The organism is Bordetella parapertussis (genome assembly GCF_020735925.1).
GTDB lineage: Bacteria > Pseudomonadota > Gammaproteobacteria > Burkholderiales > Burkholderiaceae_B > Bordetella > Bordetella pertussis.
In genome coordinates this window covers 4118190-4133345 of the sequence record NZ_CP085971.1, presented here as the reverse complement: position 1 = coordinate 4133345, position 15156 = coordinate 4118190, and the positions used below count along the sequence as shown (strand labels likewise).

The 15156-nt window shown below is 66.6% G+C and carries 9 protein-coding genes; 5 read left to right on the top strand and 4 right to left on the bottom strand.

Going from position 1 to position 15156, the window contains the following annotated elements:
* Window positions 1-4740: a glutamate synthase-related protein gene (locus LK409_RS19490; protein WP_010929463.1), complete on the bottom strand. Its 4740-nt coding sequence runs from the start codon at window positions 4738-4740 to the stop codon at window positions 1-3.
* Window positions 4741-5084: 344 nt separating this feature from the next.
* Window positions 5085-5849: a hypothetical protein gene (locus LK409_RS19485; protein WP_003815763.1), complete on the bottom strand. Its 765-nt coding sequence runs from the start codon at window positions 5847-5849 to the stop codon at window positions 5085-5087.
* A 183-nt stretch (window positions 5850-6032) separates the two neighbouring features.
* Between LK409_RS19485 and LK409_RS19480 the strand changes: the two genes are divergently transcribed.
* The 4 genes from LK409_RS19480 to rpoH all read left to right on the top strand — a co-directional run bounded on the left by LK409_RS19480 (window position 6033) and on the right by rpoH (window position 9770).
* Entirely contained in the window at window positions 6033-7139 is a 1107-nt protein-coding gene (locus LK409_RS19480; protein ID WP_003815761.1) for an S-(hydroxymethyl)glutathione dehydrogenase/class III alcohol dehydrogenase, read from the top strand.
* Window position 7140: 1 nt separating this feature from the next.
* A complete protein-coding gene (gene fghA, locus LK409_RS19475) occupies window positions 7141-7989 on the top strand; it encodes an S-formylglutathione hydrolase (protein ID WP_003815759.1) in 849 nt (282 codons plus the stop codon).
* Window positions 7990-8049: 60 nt separating this feature from the next.
* Window positions 8050-8739, top strand: a complete 690-nt coding sequence (locus tag LK409_RS19470; RefSeq protein ID WP_010929461.1) for a hypothetical protein — start codon at window positions 8050-8052, stop codon at window positions 8737-8739.
* 107 nt (window positions 8740-8846) lie between these two features.
* Window positions 8847-9770: an RNA polymerase sigma factor RpoH gene (gene rpoH, locus LK409_RS19465; RefSeq protein WP_003815756.1), complete on the top strand. Its 924-nt coding sequence runs from the start codon at window positions 8847-8849 to the stop codon at window positions 9768-9770.
* Window positions 9771-10129: 359 nt separating this feature from the next.
* Here the strand turns inward: rpoH and LK409_RS19460 are convergent, their stop codons facing one another.
* Both LK409_RS19460 and LK409_RS19455 read right to left on the bottom strand, forming a co-directional pair.
* Window positions 10130-11350, bottom strand: coding sequence for an ISL3-like element IS1001 family transposase (locus LK409_RS19460; protein WP_010927279.1), 1221 nt, complete (start codon window positions 11348-11350; stop codon window positions 10130-10132).
* A gap of 128 nt (window positions 11351-11478) precedes the next feature.
* A complete protein-coding gene (locus LK409_RS19455) occupies window positions 11479-12291 on the bottom strand; it encodes a phosphodiesterase (RefSeq protein ID WP_003815754.1) in 813 nt (270 codons plus the stop codon).
* 177 nt (window positions 12292-12468) lie between these two features.
* On the opposite strand from LK409_RS19455, the gene LK409_RS19450 reads away from it, so the two are divergent.
* Window positions 12469-15012 (top strand): cation:proton antiporter, encoded by a 2544-nt coding sequence (locus tag LK409_RS19450; RefSeq protein WP_010927217.1) that lies wholly within the window; start codon window positions 12469-12471, stop codon window positions 15010-15012.
* The last annotated feature ends 144 nt before the right edge of the window (window positions 15013-15156 follow it).

Sequence of the window (15156 nt, the reverse complement as noted above, 5' to 3'; positions counted from 1 at the left end):
TCACGCAGCCATTTGTTGCGGGTTGGCTGCACGCCACAATTCACCCAATGCGCGGCGATACTCCGTCGGCATGACCTTGACGAACTTGCCGCGCGACGCTTCCCAGTCGCCCAGGATCTCGCGGGCGCGGAAGCTGCCCGTATAGCGGAAGTGGTCTTCGACCAGGCGGCGCAGAATGGTTTCGTCGGTACTGCGCTCGCCGCCGCGCTGCGCGCTGTGCCACGATTCGATCTCGTTGGCCGATTGCTGCTCGGCGTGCGGCAGCACCGGCTCGAGTTCGACCATGGCGCTGTTGCAGCGCTCGCGGAAGGTACGGTCCGGATCCCAGACATACGCCACGCCGCCCGACATGCCGGCGGCGAAGTTGCGGCCGGTGGTGCCCAGCACCACGACGGTGCCGCCCGTCATGTATTCGCAGCCGTGGTCGCCGGTGCCTTCGACCACCGTGGCCGCGCCCGAATTGCGCACCGCGAAGCGCTCGCCGGCCACGCCGTTGAAGAAGGCTTCGCCCGACAGCGCGCCGTACAACACGGTGTTGCCGGCGATGATGTGGTCCGGGCCGAAGCCGCGGAAGTCGTTGGGCGAGCGCACTACGATGCGGCCGCCCGACAGGCCCTTGCCCACGTAGTCGTTGGCTTCGCCCACCAGGTCCATCGTGATGCCGTGCGCCAGGAACGCGCCGAAGCTCTGGCCGGCGGTGCCGTTGCACTGGATGTGGATGGTGTCGTCGGGCAGGCCGTCGTGACCGTAGCGCGCGGCCACCGCGCCGGACAGCATGGCGCCGATGGTGCGGTTGCGGTTGCGCACCGGCACGATGAACGAGACTTTCTCGCCGCGCTCGAGCGCGGGCTTGCTGCGCTCGATCAGCTGGTGGTCCAGCGCGCCCGCCAGGCCGTGGTCCTGCTCTTCGGTCTGGCGCACGTCGGCGTCCGAGACGATCCGATGGAACACGCGCGAGAAATCCAGGCCTTGCGCTTTCCAGTGCTCGACGCTGGCGCGCATGTCCAGCAGGTCGGTGCGGCCGATCAGGTCGTCGAACCTGCGGATGCCCAGCTGGGCCATGATTTCGCGCACTTCCTCGGCGACGAAGAAGAAGTAGTTCACCACGTGCTCGGGCTTGCCCTGGAACTTCTTGCGCAGTTCCGGATCCTGCGTGGCCACGCCCACCGGGCAGGTGTTCAGGTGGCACTTGCGCATCATGATGCAGCCTTCGACCACCAGCGGGGCGGTCGCGAAGCCGAATTCGTCGGCGCCCAGCAGCGCGCCGATGATCACGTCGCGGCCGGTCTTCATCTGGCCGTCGGCCTGCACGCGGATGCGCGACCGCAGGCGGTTGAGCACCAGCGTCTGCTGCGTTTCGGCCAGGCCCAGCTCCCAGGGCGTGCCGGCGTGCTTGATGGACGAGACCGGCGAGGCGCCGGTGCCGCCGTCATGGCCGGCGATGACGACGTGGTCGGCCTTGGCCTTGGCCACGCCGGCGGCCACAGTGCCCACGCCCACTTCCGAGACCAGCTTGACCGAGACCGAGGCCCGGGCATTGACGTTCTTCAGGTCGTGGATGAGCTGGGCCAGGTCCTCGATCGAGTAGATATCGTGGTGCGGCGGCGGCGAGATCAGGCCCACGCCGGGCACCGAGTAGCGCAGCTTGGCGATGTACTCGGAGACCTTGTGGCCCGGCAGCTGGCCGCCTTCGCCGGGCTTGGCGCCCTGGGCCATCTTGATCTGGATCTGGTCGGCGCTGGACAGGTACTCGGCGCTGACGCCGAAGCGGCCCGAGGCCACCTGCTTGATGCGCGAACGCAGCGAGTCGCCGGCGCGCAGGGCCACGTCGGCCTCGACGCGGTCGTTGCCCAGCACCGAGGCGAGCGTGTCGCCGTCCTTGATGGCGCTGCCGCCCGAGCGCATCTCGGCGCGGTAGCGCAGTTCGTCCTCGCCGCCCTCGCCGGTGTTGGACTTGCCGCCGATGCGGTTCATGGCCACGGCCAGCACCGAGTGGGCCTCGGTCGAGATCGAGCCCAGCGACATCGCGCCGGTGGCAAAGCGGCGCACGATTTCCTTGGCCGGCTCGACGTCGTCCAGCGGGATGGCGCGGGTCGGGTCGAAACGGAATTCGAACAGGCCGCGCAGCGTCATGTGGCGACGGCTCTGGTCGTTGATGATCTGCGCGTATTCCTTGTAGGTGCGGTAGTTGTTCGAGCGCGACGCGTGCTGCAGCTTGGCGATGGAGTCGGGCGTCCACATGTGCTCTTCGCCGCGGATGCGGAAGGCGTACTCGCCGCCCGCATCCAGATCGTTGGCCAGCACCGGGTCGTTGCCGAACGCGGCGTGATGCATGCGCAGCGCTTCCTCGGCCACCTGGAAGATGCCGATGCCTTCGATGTTGGAGGCGGTGCCGGTGAAGTACTTGTCCACCAGCGCGCGCTGCAGGCCCACCGCTTCGAAGATCTGCGCGCCGCAGTACGACATGTAGGTGGAGATGCCCATCTTGGACATCACCTTGTTCAGGCCCTTGCCGATGGCCTTGATGTAGTTCTTGATCGCCTTGTCGGGGTCGGCCAGGTGGCCCAGCGACTCCAGCGCCAGGTACGGGTGGATGGCTTCGGCGCCGTACCCGCCCAGCAGCGCGAAATGGTGCACTTCGCGCGCCGAGCCGGTCTCCACCACCAGGCCGGCGTTGGTGCGCAGGCCGGCGCGGATCAGGTGCTGGTGCACCGCCGAGGTCGCCAGCAGCGCCGGGATGGCCACGCGGTCGGCGTCGACCAGGCGGTCGGACACGATCAGGATGTTGTAGCCGCTTTGCACCGCGTCGACGGCGCGCGCGCACAGCGCCGCCACGCGCGCCTCGATGCCTTCCGAGCCCCAGGCGGTCGGATAGGTGATGTCCAGCTCATAACTGCGGAATTTCTTGCCGGTGACCTGGTCGATGTCGCGGATCTGCGCCATGGCGGCGAAATCCAGCACGGGCTGCGTCACTTCCAGGCGCAGCGGCGGGTTGACGTTGTTGATGTCGAGCAGGTTGGGCTTGGGGCCGATGAACGAGACCAGCGACATGACCATCTGCTCGCGGATCGGGTCGATCGGCGGGTTGGTCACTTGCGCGAACAGTTGGCGGAAGTAGTTGTAGAACGGCTTGGAGCGGTTCGACAGCACGGCCAGCGGGGCATCGTTGCCCATCGAGCCGATCACTTCCTCGCCGCTGGCGGCCATGGGTTCGAGGATGAACTTGAAATCCTCCTGGGTCCAGCCGAACGCCTGCTGGCGGTCGAGCAGCGGCACGGCCGTCTGGGTGGCCGGCGAGGCGGTCCTGGGCGCGGGCAGCGATTCCAGCTTGACCTGCAGGCGTTCGATCCATTGGCGGTACGGGCGGCTGTTGGCCAGCTGCAGCTTGATCTCGCCGTCGTCGATGATGCGGCCCTGCTCCAGGTCGATCAGGAACATCTTGCCCGGTTGCAGGCGCCATTTCTTGACGATGCGGTTTTCCGGGATCGACAGCGTGCCCGCCTCGGACGCCATGATGACCATGTCGTCGTCGGTGATCAGGTAGCGCGCCGGACGCAGGCCGTTGCGGTCCAGCGTGGCGCCGATCTGGCGGCCGTCGGTGAAGGCGACCGCGGCCGGCCCGTCCCAGGGCTCCATCATGGCGGCGTGGTACTCGTAGAAGGCGCGCCGGCTTTCGTCCATCTGCGTGTGCTGCTCCCAGGCTTCCGGGATCATCATCATCATGGCGTGCGCCAGGGAATAGCCGGAGTTCACCAGCAGTTCGAGGCAGTTGTCGAACGTGGCGGTATCGGACTGGCCTTCGTAGACGATGGGGTACAGCTTCTTCAGGTCGTCGCCCAGCACCGCGGACTGCATCATGCCCTCGCGGGCCCGCAGCCAGTTGAAGTTGCCCTTGACCGTGTTGATTTCGCCGTTGTGGGCGATCATGCGGTACGGGTGGGCCAGCGGCCAGGCGGGGAACGTGTTGGTCGAGAAGCGCTGGTGCACCAGCGCCAGCGCCGATACCGTGCGCGGATCGGCCAGGTCGCGATAGTAGCGGCCGACCTGGTCGGCCAGCAGCAGGCCCTTGTAGACCACGGTGCGCACCGAGGCCGAGGGCACGAAGTATTCCTTGCCGTGCGCCAGGCGCATGTTCTGGATGGCGTGGCTGGCGGTCTTGCGGATCACGTACAGCTTGCGTTCCAGCGCGTCGGGCACCATCACGTCGGCGCCGCGGCCGATGAACAGCTGGCGGATGACCGGTTCGAGGCCGCGCACCGCGGGCGACATCGGCATTTCGACGTCCACCGGCACGTCGCGCCAGCCCAGCACGATCTGGCCTTCGGCGCGGACCGAGCGCTCCAGCTCCTGTTCACAGGCCAGGCGCGAGGCGGTTTCCTTGGGCAGGAACACCATCGCCACGCCGTATTCGCCCGGCGGCGGCAGGACGATGCCTTGCTGGGCCAGTTCGTCGCGGTACAGCGCGTCGGGAATCTGGATCAGGATGCCGGCGCCGTCGCCCATCAGCTTGTCGGCGCCCACGGCGCCGCGGTGATCCAGGTTTTCCAGGATCTTCAGGCCTTGCTGGATGATGGAGTGGCTCTTGCGGCCCTTGATATGGGCCACGAAGCCGACGCCACAGGCGTCGTGCTCGTTGTGCGGGTGATACAGGCCCTGGGGGGCGGGCAGGCCGATACGGCTTGCGTCGATGGGGGTCGCCGCGACCGGGCGACAGGAATCGGAAGACTTGGTATAGGGCATAACGCGCTCCGCAGTTGCCTGCGTCGAGAATGTTGCAGTGCAAAGGGACAATACTGCGCAGGATGTGCGCATGCAAGCCAAAAATATGGGGTATGACCCTAATTTAATCCATTGTTTCTCATAGATGGAATTATTGGGGACATATAATTGCAATGGCCGATCGCGGCGCCGGCCGGCCCGGATGCCCAGGAAAGCACGGCCTTGCCTCCCCCTTGAGGCCGTTCAGCCTTTATGCGTTCCCTATTGTTTCTGCGCCACGGAGCCGGCCCGGCGGGCGCAGCAAAATGCCCACGCGGCACAGGGGTCGGGTGGGCAGCATGCAACGCCCCGACCGGGGCGGCGCTTCAGTTCGAGGTATTCGGCGTGGTCGGTGTGTGGACCGTACCGGGGGTATCGGGGGTGTCGGCCGCGGCCGGCGCGGGCTTTTTGCGAGGCCGGCCGCGCTGGCCGGGGGCCACGCGGCGGCTGGCGGTGTGGGCCAGGCTGGCGATGAATGCCGGGCTGCCCAGCGCCCATTGGCCCGATACCGCCTGCTCGATGCGTTGCGTCTGTTCGCGCGACAGGCCGTCGTGCAGCAGGCGGCGGTAATTGGCCTGGCGGTCGAACGGCGTATTGCCGCAGGCCCAGTAATCGGCGTGATCAGATTGCCATTGCGCCGGGGGCGCGCCGGTGTTGCCGGTGTGGCTGCCGGCCGACGACCAGGGCCAGCCGTCCGGCTCCGTGGCGGCGCCGCTGCGCACCGGGTAGGTTTCCAGCCAGACTTGCGATGGCAGCACCCAGGCGCCCGGCTCGAGCAGCGCGGAGCGGTAGCGGCCGGCAAACACCCGGCCGCCGCGCAGGCGCGCGGCCAGATTGCGGCCCAGCGTCTGCATCAGGCGCGGCAGGCCTTCCTCGTCGGCCGGCGTGGCCAGCAGCAGGATCCGGTCATTGGCCAGCACCCATGCGTGCACGCCGACCCGATGGCGCTGGGCCGACTCGCCCAGCCAGCTTCCCAGCTGGTTGAGGATGTCTTGCGGCGCCGGCTGCGAGGGCGGCGCCAGCGGCTGGACGAAATTGGCCTGCACCAATTGGGGCAGCCCGGGGGCGTACAAGCGGGGCAGACGGGCCATAAGCTGGGGGCTTCGCACTAACGGGTTGGATGGAGTGCCACGGTTATATAAATAGTGCCGCTATCGCCTTCGGTCAAGCCTGTATGGGAAGCCAGTGGACAGATCAGGCTAGATTCACGCAGGTTAACATCCGAAGTCAAGGATCAATACCCGCAGGTTTCCCTAGGACATCAGGAGCAATATATGAAGACGAAAGCCGCTATCGCCTGGAAAGCTGGTGCCCCGTTGACGGTCGAAGACGTCGACCTCGAGGGCCCCAAGGCCGGAGAGGTCCTGGTGGAGATAAAGGCCACCGGCATCTGTCACACCGATTATTACACTTTGTCAGGTGCTGATCCGGAGGGAATTTTCCCGGCGATCCTGGGCCACGAGGGCGCGGGCGTGGTCATGGACGTGGGGCCGGGCGTGACCACGCTGAAAAAAGGCGACCATGTCATTCCGCTCTACACGCCCGAGTGCCGCCAGTGCAAATTCTGCCTGTCGCGCAAGACCAACCTGTGCCAGGCCATCCGCACCACCCAGGGCAAGGGCCTGATGCCGGACGGCACCTCGCGCTTCTCGATCGACGGCAAGCCCCTGTTCCATTACATGGGCACGTCCACCTTCGCCAACCACATCGTGGTGCCCGAGATCGCGCTGGCCAAGGTGCGCCCCGACGCTCCGTTCGACAAGATCTGCTATATCGGCTGCGGCGTCACCACCGGTATCGGCGCCGTGGTGTTCACCGCAAAGGTGGAGGCCGGCGCCAATGTGGTGGTGTTCGGGCTGGGCGGCATCGGCCTGAACGTCATCCAGGGCGCGAAGATGGTGGGCGCCGACAAGATCATCGGCGTGGACCTCAATCCGGCGCGCGAAGCCATGGCGCGCAAGTTCGGCATGACCCATTTCGTCAACCCGAGCGAAGTCGAGAACGTGGTCGACCACATCATCCAGATGACCGACGGCGGCGCGGACTATTCGTTCGAGTGCATCGGCAACACCAAGGTCATGCGCCAGGCGCTGGAGTGCTGCCACAAGGGCTGGGGCCAGTCCGTCATCATCGGCGTGGCCGAGGCCGGAGCGGAAATCAGCACCCGTCCGTTCCAGCTGGTGACCGGCCGCGAGTGGAAAGGCTCGGCGTTCGGCGGCGCGCGCGGCCGCACCGACGTGCCCAAGATCGTCGACTGGTACATGGAAGGCAAGATCAACATCGATGACCTGATCACGCACACCCTGCCCCTGGACCGCATCAACGAAGGCTTCGACCTGATGAAGCGCGGCGAGTCCATCCGCTCCGTCGTGGTGTACTGACATGGCGGTCCTGGAACTCGTATCGCAGCATCGCTGCTTCGATGGCTGGCAACGCTACTATCGCCATGCCTCGAAGGAGATCGGCCTGCCCATGCGCTTTTCGGTCTTCGTGCCGCCCCAGGCCGCGCGCGGCCCGGTGCCGGTGCTGTTCTACCTGGCCGGGCTGACCTGCACCGAGGAAACCTTCATGATCAAGGCCGGCGCGCAGCGCCTGGCCGCCCAGCACGGCGTGATGCTGGTGGCGCCGGACACCAGCCCGCGCGGCGCCGGCTTCCCGGGCGAGGACGAGCACTGGGACTTCGGCGTCGGCGCGGGGTTCTACCTCGATGCCACCGCCGAGCCGTGGCGCAGCCACTACCGGATGTACAGCTACGTGGTCGACGAGCTGCATGGCATCGTCACCGGCGAGCTGCCGGGCGACGCGGGCCGGGTGGGCATCTTCGGCCACTCCATGGGCGGCCATGGCGCCCTGGTGCTGGCCCTGCGCAATCCGGACAAGTTCCGCTCGGTCTCGGCCTTCGCGCCGGTCGTCGCGCCTGCCCAGGTGCCGTGGGGCCACAAGGCCTTCGAACGCTACCTGGGCCCCGACCGCCAGGCCTGGGAGGCCTATGACGCCAGCGCATTGATGCGCACGCTGCGCCAGCCCTATCCGGAAGGCATCCTGGTCGACCAGGGCCTGGCCGATGGTTTCCTGGTCGAGCAGCTGCGTCCCGAGCTGTTCGAGGCGGCGTGCCGCCACGCCGGCCAGCCGCTGACGCTGCGCCGGCACGAGGGCTACGACCACGGCTATTACTTCATTTCGACCTTCATCGAGGATCACATCCGGTTTCACGTCGAGCGGCTGGGGTAACAGGCCGGGCCCGGGCCGCTTTATATACTGGGCGGCCCGGATGCCCGCGCAAGGACCCCAGTGATCGACGCTCTTGCTCCTTTTGCCTGGATCGGCCTGGCGGCGCTGATCGTGCTGCTGCCGGGCCTGGCCATGTTGTTCGGACGCGGCGGCCCGCGCGACGAGGCCGGCCGCCGCGTGTTCCGGCTGCGGCCGGTGCGCCGGCTGTTCGGCCTACTGCTGCTGGCCCTGGCCGGCGTTTCGGGCCTGCTGGCCCTGTCGCTGGTGCAGTTTGTCCGCCTGACCGACGACAAGCCGGTGGCCGAGGTCATGGTGCGCCAGCAGGGCGATGGCCAGTTCCAGCTGGCCACGCGCACCCCCGACCAGCGGATGCGCGACTACACCCTGTACGGCGACCAATGGCAGATCGATGCCAAGGTGGTGCGCTGGCGGCTGCCGGCGCTGCTGGCGGGCGTCCCGCCGCTGTACCGGCTGGAGCGCCTGTCGGGGCGCTACCAGGACACGGCGCGCGAACGCTCGGCGCCCCGCTCGGTGCATGCCCTGGACGACTGGCCGGCGCTGGACCTGGCCCAGGTCAAGCGGCTGGTGCCCAACTGGCTGCCGTTCGTGGATGTCCAGTTTGGCAGCGCAGCATATATGCCCATGTTCGACGGCGCGCGCTACCAGGTGTACCTGGACCCGCGCGGCGCGCTGTTCATCCGGCCGGCGGACGCGGCCACGGCCGAGCGCCTGAAGCAATTGGGCTGGTAAATAAGGGATGCATGGGAAAATATCCTGCGTACTGGGAAATTCCGGAACTTTGGCGCGGCGCAGCAGTCGTATTAGCACTCGATTGCGTGGAGTGCTAACATCGTTCCATGCCTGTAGACAACCTTCCCCTGGAGGCCGCAAACATGACTCAACCCAGTAGTTCGTTGGCCCTTTCCGGCAACGCCCTGGCGTTGGCGGTGGCCAACCCGGGTGCGCTTGGCACCATCGATGCCTACATTTCCGCCGTCAACCGCCTGCCCATCCTGACCGCCGAACAGGAAGGCCAGCTCGCGCGCCGCCTGCGCGACGAAGGCGACCTCGAGGCCGCGCGCGAACTGGTCGTGTCGCACCTGCGTCTGGTGGTGTCGGTGGCGCGCCAGTACCTGGGTTACGGCCTGCCGCACGCCGACCTGATCCAGGAAGGCAATGTCGGCCTGATGAAGGCCGTCAAGCGCTTCGACCCCGAGCGCGGGGTGCGGCTGGTGTCGTTCGCCGTGCACTGGATCAAGGCCGAAATCCACGAATTCATCATCCGCAACTGGCGGCTGGTCAAGGTGGCCACCACCAAGGCGCAGCGCAAGCTGTTCTTCAACCTGCGCAGCATGCGCCCCGACGGCCAGACGCTGGATCCCGAGCAGGTCGACCACATCGCGCGCGAGCTCAATGTGCGCCGCGAGGACGTCAGCGAGATGGAAGTGCGCCTGTCCGGGCGCGACCTGTCGCTGGAAAGCCAGGACGACGATGACGACAGTTTCGCGCCGATCGCCTATCTGTCCGATGAGGGCCGGCAAGAGCCGAGCCGCGTGCTGGACCGCATGGCGCACGACGACCTGCAGGGCGCCGGCCTGGGCCGGGCGCTCGAAGCGCTGGACGCGCGTTCGCGCCGCATCATCGAGGCCCGCTGGCTGCAGGACGACGGCGGCCTGACCCTGCACGAACTGGCCCAGGAGTTCGGCGTATCGGCCGAGCGGGTGCGCCAGATCGAAGCAGCGGCGCTGAAGAAAATGCGCGGTGCGCTGACCCCCGCCTGACGCCGTACGCGGCGCCCGCGCATGCAAGACAGACCGCTACGGCGGTCTGTTTTTTTTGGGGCCCTTGCGGCAGGGTGTGCCTGTCCCCGCTGGGACAGGCACACCCTGCTACGCCATGACATGCGGGCCCCGACGGGGAACCCCGCATTTTTGATACGTTCAGATACAAAATACTTGTCCGCCACCCTGGCACGCTGGAAACTAAATCGCCGCTCGTGCGCCTAAACATACGTAGACCGCGAACTTGGCCATGCCAACGGTTGCAGTCTTGTCATCCGTCTCGGCTTCTCCTCTTTCCCCTCCCCTATGAGACGGATGCTTGCGGGGCACCTAGCATATCGGTGCCCCATTTTTTGGGTTCATCGCGCATTGCCGGGGAAGGCGGCACGGATTTTGAGGAAGAAGTATTCCTGGTCGCGGTAGCCGTAAGCGCGCCGCTTGATGACCTTGATAGTGTTGTTGATGCCCTCGACAATGCTGGTGTTCAGGGGATGTCGGCATCTGGCCAGGATGCCGTGCAGATAGCCTTTCAAGCGCTGAGCGAAGGTGTTCAAGGCGGCTATTCCGCTTTGCTCGGCCTGCTCGTACCAGTGGTTCCAGGCTTGTCTTGCCCAGGCAGGTCTTTGGTAGAACCAGAGCCGTTTGAGTTCGTCACGCAGGACATAGACCGTCAGCAGCGGCTGGTTGGCTTGCAGCAATTCGTCGAGCCGGACGGCCTGCTGCCGATCCAGGTTGTCACGGTTGCGCAGCAGCAGCCAGCGACTCGATTTGATGATCCTGCGTGCGGGACGATCCTGGCGTAGTTGATTGGCCTGATCCACGCGCACCCGATCAATGACCTCTCGTCCATACTTGGCCACGACATGGAACAAGTCATAGACGATCTCCGCCTGTGGGCTGTGGGCCTGGATCTCCAACTCGTAGGCGGTGGTCATGTCGATGGCAACGGCCTTGATGCGTTGGGCGGCCCCAGGCGGCAATTGTTCGAAGAACGCCCGGGCCGTCTCGCGTGAGCGTCCTGGGCCAATCCACAGCACCTGCCTGCCGATCGGATCGACCACCACTGTCGCGTAGCGATGCCCTTTGTGCAGGGCAAACTCGTCCATCGCCAAATACTCGATCTTGGACCAATCCGGTTCGCGCACCGACGCACGCAGCCGAGCCTTGTCCAGCGTCTTGACGGTATGCCAACCCAGCTCGAAGAACCTCGCCACCGCCTGCACGTTGCTCGATTGCAGCAATTGGCTGCAGGCCTGCGCCAGCCGATCCGTCACCCGTTGATATCGCCCCAGCCAGGCAAGCCGCTCCAGGCGCGGGCCGCCGCATTGCTCACACCACAAGCGTCGGCGCGGCACGTGCAGAACGACCCGATACTCGAATAACGGCAGATCTCGCACCCGTCGAACCGTGGTCTCATGCACCTGGCGACACCGCGCGCCGCACTGCTCGCACAGCATCACCTTGGCCGTTGGCTTCAAATAGATCGACAGCGTGCGCCCTGGGTCTTCGGGCCATTCCACGCGTTCGACGCCATAGCCCTGCCAGCCTCCCAGCGACTCCAGCAACTTGCGATCCAGCATCTCCCTGCACTCCTGATGGCAAATACCTGCCGTCAAGAATACGAAAACTTGCCAAACCCCTCCACGCTATTGCGCGATGAACCTTTTTTTTGCCTGCTCGTTGCGCAAGCCGCCCGCGGCGGCCCGGTTCAACCGGCGTTCTGGCGCAGCAAGGCGCGCCACCGGTCGCCGTCCAGGCGCCGCACGCCGGTCGCCAGCGATCCATCCGCATACAACTTCAGCCAGCGATAGCCCGGCGCGGCGTCGTCCACGCAATGCTTGCCGTCGCGCACGACGAACTGGAAACAGGTCGACGGCGTGGCCAGCATGCGCAGGTTGTGGCGGCGGCAGTCGAATTCCTGGTGCACGTGCCCCCACAGCAGCACGCGCGCCTGCGGCAGGCGCTGCAGGCGCTGGAAGAGCAATTGCGCGTTGTCCAGCATCATGGTGTCGTGCCAGTCGGGGTCGCCTTGCACCGGGTTGTGGTGCACGGCCACCAGCAGCGGGCGGTCGCCGGCGAGGCGGGCGGCGCGGCTGAGCAAGTCGAGCTGATCGTCTGCGAGATGCCCGCCGTTGGAGCCGGGCACCGTCGAATCCAGCAGCACGATGCGCCAGGCGCCCAGGTCGAGCACCGGGTCGCTCCACGCGCCCAGTTCCGCCCGCAGCGTGGCAGGTGCGTCATGGTTGCCGGGCAGGCAGCGCACCGGCAAGCCGGTCTGCGCCAGCAGGGCGTGCAGGCGCTGGTACGAGGCCGGCGAACCGTCCTGCGACAGGTCGCCGGTGAGCAGCAGCGCGTCGGGGTTCAAGCCATCCTCGCCGACTTGCCGCAGCACGGCCTGCAGGCTGGCTTCGGTATCCACGCCCAGCATCGCCGTATGCGGTTCGTCGAACAGGTGCATGTCGGTCAATTGCACCAGCACGGCGGGCGCGTCGGCGCGAACGGGGGCGGCGGAATCGGACAAGATGGCTCCAGGGCAAACGGGGTTTTCACCATACCGAAATTTCCCGGCACAGGCCGGGCGCGCCATGCCGGCCGCGTAACCAAGTGTGCGCCCGGCCGCCGGCCAGCGTCGGTTTTCCGGAAAAAAACGCTATTCTTGTTGCTCTTTATAAGGCAGCCAGGACAAGAAGTCGCGCCCATGGATATCGGTTTTCTCGTGTTTGGACTGGCTGGGCTGCTGACGCTGGTCTGTTTCATGCCGCCGCTTGCCGGCCGCCTCAAGCTGCCCTATTCGGTGCTGCTGGCGCTGGTCGGCTGCCTGCTGGGCATCGGCGTGCATTTGCACGGCTGGGCCCCGCCCGTGCTGGGCGACCTGCTCGACACCATCGAGCATTTCGAGATTTCATCCGAAACCTTCCTGATGGTGTTCCTGCCGGTGCTGCTGTTCGAGACCGCGTTGTCGATGAACGTGCGCCGGCTGATCGACGATATCGGTCCAATCCTGATGATGGCCATCGTGGCGGTCGTGGTGTGCACCCTGGTGGTGGGTTTCGCGGTCGACGCCGTTTCGTCGTATGGCCTGATCGTCTGCCTTCTGCTGGGCGCCATCGTGGCCACGACCGACCCGGCCGCGGTGGTGGGCATCTTCCGCGAAGTGGGCGCGCCCAAGCGGCTGACCACGCTGGTCGAGGGCGAGAGCCTGTTCAACGACGCGGCCTCGATCGCCTTGTATTCGGTGCTGCTGGCGGCGCTGGGCGGCAGCGGCGAGCTGTCGGTGGGCGCGGTCTTCAACGATTTCATTTTCCATTTCGTGGGCGGCGGGTTGGCCGGTTTCCTGATGGGGCGCCTGGCATGCGCGCTGTTTGCCTGGCTGCGCGGCTTTCCGACCGCCGAAATCACCCTGACGCTGACGCTGGCTTATCTGTCGTTCTTCATTTCCGAGCATTACCTGGGCGTGTCCGGGGTGGTGGCCACCGTGATCGCGGGACTGGTGGTGGGTTCGACCGGGCGCACGCGCATGTCGCCCACCACGTTCGAGTTCCTGTCCAGCGCCTGGGGGCAGTTCGGCTTCTGGGCCAATTCGCTGATCTTCCTGTTCGCGGCCATGCTGATTCCCAAGCTGATGGCCGAGGCGGACTGGCAGGAGCTGCTGCTGGTGCTGGTGGTGTTCGCCGCCACCCTGGCCGCGCGCGCCATCGTGGTGTTCGGCCTGCTGCCGCTGCTGCGGGTGGCGCGCATCGGCGCCGAGGTCAGCAACCCGTACAAGAGCGTCATGTGGTGGGGCGGCCTGCGCGGCGCCGTGTCGCTGGCGCTGGCCCTGGCGGTGACCGAGCAGAGTTCGGTGCCCGAGCAGGCGCGCCAGTTCGTGGCCGTGGCGACCACCGGTTTCGTGCTGATGACCCTGATGATCAACGGCGTGAGCCTGCGTCCGCTGATCCGCATGCTGGGCCTGAACCAGTTGTCCCCGGTGGAGCGCACCATCCGCAACCAGGTATTGGCGGCCGCGCTGGAGGACCTGCAGGGCCGCACCGAGGAGATCGCCAAGGTCGACCATGTCAATCCCGAGGCGCGCGACCGCATCCGGGCGGTGTTCGATGCCAGCCTGACCAGCGTGCACGACGGGCAGGTCGGCCAGATGACGCTGGACCAGCGGGTGGCGGTCGGCCTGTCCATCGTGGCCCGGCGCGAAGAGGAAATGTTCTTCGATATCCTGAAGGCGCAGATCGTCGACTGGCGCCTGGCCGAAGGCCTGCTGGCGCGCGCCGAGCGCCTGGAAGACGCGGTGCGCGCCGGCGGGCTGGCCGGCTTCGAGGCGGGCATCGTTGCCGACGTGCGCTATTCGCGGCTGTTCCGCATGGCCTTGCGGACGCACTACATGTTCGGCTTCCAGGGTTGGCTGGCGCGCGAGCTGGGCAAGCGTTTCGCCAGCCTGCTGACCAAGCGGTCGGTGGCGCGGGACCTGATGAAGTTCGCGCGCGAACAGGTGGCCCCCCTGCTGGGCGAAGAGGCCGCAGACCGCATCATCGCCGCGCACCAGCGCCGCCTGGACCTGATCGAGAACGCGCTGCAGGCGCTGACGCTGCAGTACCCGTCGTATTCGCTCTGGCTGCAGGAAAGCCACCTGGGCCGGGTGGCGCGCGAGCTGGAGCGCCGGCGCTATCGCGACATGCTGGAACAGTTCCTCATCAGCGGCGAAGTCTATGCCGACTTGATGGCGCAGTTGAAAGCCCGCTGGCAGCACATCGACAAGCATCCGCCACTGGACATCGAGCTGGGCTCGGCCGAACTGGTCAAGCGCGTGCCGCTGTTCGAGGGCCTGAGCCAGGATTCGCTGCGCGCGATCTGCCGCCTGCTCAAGCCGCGCCTGGCCCTGCCCGACCAGCATATATTGACCGAGGGCCGCCATGGCCAGGAGATGTGCATCGTGGCGTCCGGGGCCGTGGTGGTGCATCTGCCCGACCACACCACCATCGAACTGGGCAGCGGGGAGTTCTTCGGCGAGCTCGCCCTGCTGGGCGAGGAGCAACTGGTGCCCGATGTCACGTCGCTGGGCTACAGCAAGCTGCTGATGCTGTCGGCGCGCGATTTCCATGCCCTGCTGGCACGCGACGAGCACCTGCGCGAGCGCATCCAGACCGTTGCCAAGCAGCGCATGCGCGCCATCGAGGTGTGGAAGCAATACTCGCAAGCCGCGGCGGCGGCCGCCGCCAGCACGGCCTCGGAGGATTCGGCGCCGGCGTAGGCGGCCGAGTGGCATGGCGTACGGCAGTGTGCCTGTCCCCGCGGGGACAGGCACCGGGAAGTCGGCGGGTACCAGTCCCCCTGCGGGGACAGGCACACCGGGAAGTCGGCGGGTGCCAGTCCCCCCGCGGGGACAGGCACCGGG

Excerpts from the sequence above, each read along its gene's own strand:
- LK409_RS19450 (WP_010927217.1), top strand. The coding sequence starts at position 12,469 with ATGGATATCGGTTTTCTCGTGTTTGGACTGGCTGGGCTGCTGACGCTG.
- rpoH (WP_003815756.1), top strand. The coding sequence starts at position 8,847 with ATGCCTGTAGACAACCTTCCCCTGGAGGCCGCAAACATGACTCAACCC.
- LK409_RS19490 (WP_010929463.1), bottom strand. The coding sequence starts at position 4,740 with ATGCCCTATACCAAGTCTTCCGATTCCTGTCGCCCGGTCGCGGCGACC.
- fghA (WP_003815759.1), top strand. The coding sequence starts at position 7,141 with ATGGCGGTCCTGGAACTCGTATCGCAGCATCGCTGCTTCGATGGCTGG.
- LK409_RS19480 (WP_003815761.1), top strand. The coding sequence starts at position 6,033 with ATGAAGACGAAAGCCGCTATCGCCTGGAAAGCTGGTGCCCCGTTGACG.
- LK409_RS19485 (WP_003815763.1), bottom strand. The coding sequence starts at position 5,849 with ATGGCCCGTCTGCCCCGCTTGTACGCCCCCGGGCTGCCCCAATTGGTG.
- LK409_RS19460 (WP_010927279.1), bottom strand. The coding sequence starts at position 11,350 with ATGCTGGATCGCAAGTTGCTGGAGTCGCTGGGAGGCTGGCAGGGCTAT.